The sequence below is a fragment of the Luteibacter sp. P4_D7_3 genome (assembly GCF_056401735.1).
On the sequence record NZ_JBFUIT010000331.1, the window covers coordinates 1 to 4,195 of the forward strand.

General features: G+C 65.7%; 2 protein-coding genes. Both read left to right on the forward strand.

From position 1 onward, the window contains the following. The first annotated feature begins 173 nt into the window (after positions 1-173). Complete coding sequence (locus tag AC1DSN_RS19200) at positions 174-317, forward strand: hypothetical protein (RefSeq protein ID WP_477297605.1); 144 nt, start codon at positions 174-176, stop codon at positions 315-317. A 251-nt stretch (positions 318-568) separates the two neighbouring features. After that, positions 569-4,195: amino acid adenylation domain-containing protein (locus AC1DSN_RS19205; RefSeq protein ID WP_477332265.1), on the forward strand; the 3,627-nt coding region annotated here is incomplete at its 3' end.

Consider the following 4,195-nt stretch of genomic DNA (forward strand, 5'->3'; position numbering starts at 1 on the left):
CAACGATAAGCCCGGCTCGGTGTCAATCCGCCGCATATCATTTGCGTGACGAGGGGCTTATCCGCACTGTTTCGTTCCATCAAGCCCGAGGGCACGACTACATGGGGATCGACAACATCCGACTCACCTACGACTGAAGGCATGCGCCCGACGTAAGCCAAGGAACGGCAACCATGACAACCGACACGATTCAGCAGAGAGTCCCGCCCGCCTCCATCAGCACCACGATCGACGGCGGCCTGGGCTACGACGACCTGAACGACCTTGATGCCGGCACCTTCGCCTTCGCCCCTCAGCCATTTGCCCACCCCGGCTAGCACGCCAGTTGTATATGCCGCCCCTGACCCGCGGGCTATAAAGATTCCACAGACGCGAAAGGGACACACCGTCCCTGACGCGTGACGGGGGATCGCATGAAAGCCGAAGGCACGGCACGGTGGATGAGGGATGACAGGGGCACCACGGCAAGCTTTTGCGACGCATTCAGCGCCTCGCATGGGTTCGCTGTTGCCGCCTCGTCCATTTGGCCTATGCCTTCGCGCTCTCCCAACGGGTACGAGGCCATACGATGAATGACGCACCATCCAGCAGCCAGCACGGCGCCGACACCGTCCACGGACGCTTCGCCTCGGTGGCTCGCACCTATCCGGAGCGGATCGCCATCGCGTCGGACGCGTCGACCCTGACCTATGCCGAACTGGACGCCCGCAGCGATCGCATCGCGGCAGGCCTGGTGGCGGCCGGTGTGGAGCCGGGTAGCTATGTCGCACTGCTGATGGAGCGTTCCGTCGAGGCGATCGTTGCCGTGTTCGGTGTACTGAAAGCCGGTGCAGCCTATCTGCCGATCGATACGCGGTGGCCCGTTGAGCGCGTGGCGTTTGCGCTGCGGGATGCGGATGTGGCGGCCATTGTCGCTGACGAAGGGCTGGAAGTTCTCAGTGATGAGATTCCTCTCTTTACGGTTCCGGAGCTGGAGACGGCTAGTGGCGAGCGCCCTTCGCCGCTGAAGCGGCTCCTACAGGGGGGTGAGGGGGCCGATCTTGCTTATGCGATGTATACGTCCGGGTCGACCGGTACGCCTAAGGGCGTCGAGATTCGTCATGTCGCCATCCTTCGCCTGGTGCTGCGTTCGGATTACATCGACTTCGATGCGCCGAAGGTGCTGCATGCCGCGCCGCTCGGCTTCGATGCTTCCACGTTCGAGATCTTCGGTCCGTTGCTCAATGGCGGCACCTGCGTCGTCTACGGCGAGCGGGTTCCCACGGGCTGCGGCATCGCGCGCACTGTCGAACGCCATGGCGCCGAAGTAGCGTGGCTCACCGCTGCGCTGTTCAATGCCATCGTCGACGATGATGCGAGCAATCTTTCCGGCCTGCGTGTCGTACTCACCGGCGGCGAAGCGCTTTCCGTGCCGCATGTGCGCAAGGCGTATTCCGCGCTCCCGGCAACCCAGCTCATCAATGGTTACGGTCCGACCGAATGCACGACGTTCGCGACGACGTATCGCATTCCACGTGAACTGCCCGACGAACTTCGCGCGATTCCCATCGGTACGCCGATCGGCGAGACGTCGCTGCATGTGCTCGATGTGCTCGATGAGACAGGCAACGAAGTCGAACCCGGCACCGTCGGTGAGCTCTACATCGGTGGCAACGGCGTCGCACGTGGCTACCTCAACCGCCCTGAACTCACCGCTGAGCGCTTCGTCGCTGGCGGCACCCGTTATCGCACAGGCGACCTCGTGCACTGGCTGCCCGACGGCAACCTTGGTTTCGTCGGTCGCGTCGACGGACAGGTGAAGATCCGCGGTTATCGCATCGAGACCGGCGAGATCGACATCGTGCTTCGCGCCCTGCCCGGCGTCGCCGCGGCGGCCGTGATCGCGCGTGAAGACACACCCGGCGAAAAGCGCCTTGTCGCTTACTACGTAAGCCACGAGGACGGCGTTACCGCCCGCAGCCTGCGCGATGCCCTCGCCCTGACCCTTCCCGACTACATGCTCCCGGTGGCCTGGGTGCGTCTCGACGCCCTCCCGGTCAACGACAACGGCAAGCTCGATCGCCGCGCCCTGCCCGCGCCGAGCAACGCGCGCCCTGAACTGGCGGCGCCCTTCGTGGCACCGCGAGGCGACGTGGAAACGCGCCTCTGCGCCATCTTCGCCGCGACACTCGGCCTGGACACGGTTGGCCGCGACGACAATTTCTTTGACCTCGGCGGCAGCTCCCTTCTTGCGACGCGTGCCATGACTCGCGTGCATGAAGAGCTGTCGCCGACTCCCTCCCTGGTCGGCTTCTTCGCCGAGCCGACCCCGGCCGCCGTGGCGGCCACGATCGAAGGGCGCGCCACCCGCCAGGCGTTGGCAGGACGCTTGTCGGGTGGCGCGCCGGCGGTGGGCGAGCCGGTGGCGATCATCGCCATGGCGGGCCGCTTCCCCGGTGCGCCTGATGTCGAGACGTTCTGGGACAACCTCTGCAATGGTCGCGAGTCGATCCGCTTCTTCGCGCCGGAGGAGCTCGACCCGGCTGTGAGCCAGGCCGATCGCGACGATCCGGACTATGTCGCCGCGCGCGGTGTGATCGACGACGTGGAACAGTTCGACGCCGGCTTCTTCGGCATGTCTCCGCGCGAAGCAGAGCTGACGGATCCGCAGCAGCGACTGTTCCTGGAGCTGTGCTGGGAATGTCTCGAGCGCGGCGGTTACGTTCCCGATGCGCAGGACGTGCCGGTCGGCGTCTTCGGCGGCATGCATAACGCCACCTATTTCCAGAAGCACATCAGTGGCCGGCCCGACCTTATCGACAAGCTCGGGGCCTTCCAGGTGATGCTCGGCAACGAGAAGGATTACCTGGCTACGCGCGTCGCGCACAAGCTCAACCTCACTGGCCCGGCGATCAGTCTCAATACCGCGTGCTCCACGTCGCTCGTTGCCATCGCTCAGGCTTTTGACGCCTTGCGCGCCGGCCGTTGCGGCATGGCACTTGCCGGGGGCTCGTCGATCTCCTGCCCACCGAACAGCGGTTACATCGCGCAGGAAGGCTCGATGCTTTCGCCCGACGGTCACACGCGTACCTTCGATGCCGATGCTCAGGGCACGGTGTTCAGCGACGGTGCGGCCGTGGTCCTGCTGAAGCGTCTTTCGGATGCGCTACGCGATGGCGACCCGATCTACTCGGTGATCCGTGGCGTCGCGGTGAACAACGATGGCGGGGTCAAGGCCAGTTTTACGGCGCCAAACGCCGCCGGCCAGGCAGCCGTCATCACGATGGCGCTGGACGATGCCGGTGTGTCGCCGCGCGACATTTCCTACGTCGAAGCACATGGCACAGCCACGCCGCTAGGCGACCCGATCGAGCTGGAGGGGCTGACACAGGCCTTCCGCCAGAGCACGACCGATAAGGGCTTCTGCGCGCTAGGCTCGCTGAAGAGCAATGTCGGCCACCTCGTGATGGCCGCCGGTGCGGCCAGCGTGATCAAGACCTCGCTGGCCCTGTGCGAACGTCGCCTGCCGCCGTCCCTGCACTTCACGTCCGCCAATCCACGCCTCAACCTTGCCGATTCACCCTTCGTGGTGAACGACTCGCTGCGCCCCTGGCAGACGGCGGGAGGTCCCCTGCGCGCCGGTGTCAGTTCGTTCGGCGTCGGCGGCACCAATGCCCATGTGATTCTCGAGGAAGCGCCGGAGCGCGTGCCTTCCGATGTCGCCAGTGGTGCGCAGCTGCTATTGATTTCCGCACGGACGCCGACGGCTCTGGGCAACGCTGCCGCGCGACTCGCCGACCATCTCGCCGCGCACCCGGACGGCAACCTCGCCGATACCGCGTGGACGCTCGCCCGTGGTCGCAAGGCGTTCGTCCAGCGCACCCATGTCGTCGCCACCTCCACCAACGACGCGGTAGGCAAGCTGCGCGACATCGCCGCCGCCGCGATGTGCCGCACCTGCATCACGCCGTCACCGGGCATGGTCTTCCTCTTCCCTGGCCAGGGCTCGCAGTACGCCGGCATGGGTCGCGAACTGCATGCAACTGAACCCGTCTTTCGCGCGGCGCTCGACGACGTCGCCAGTGCGCTGCGCGGGGAACTGGGCTTCGACCTGCGTGAGCGCATGTTCGCCGCAGACGCGGACGCGCTGAAGGCCACCGAACTGACCCAGCCCGCGACCTTCGCCCTGGAGTACGCGCTGGCCCGCCTGTGGATG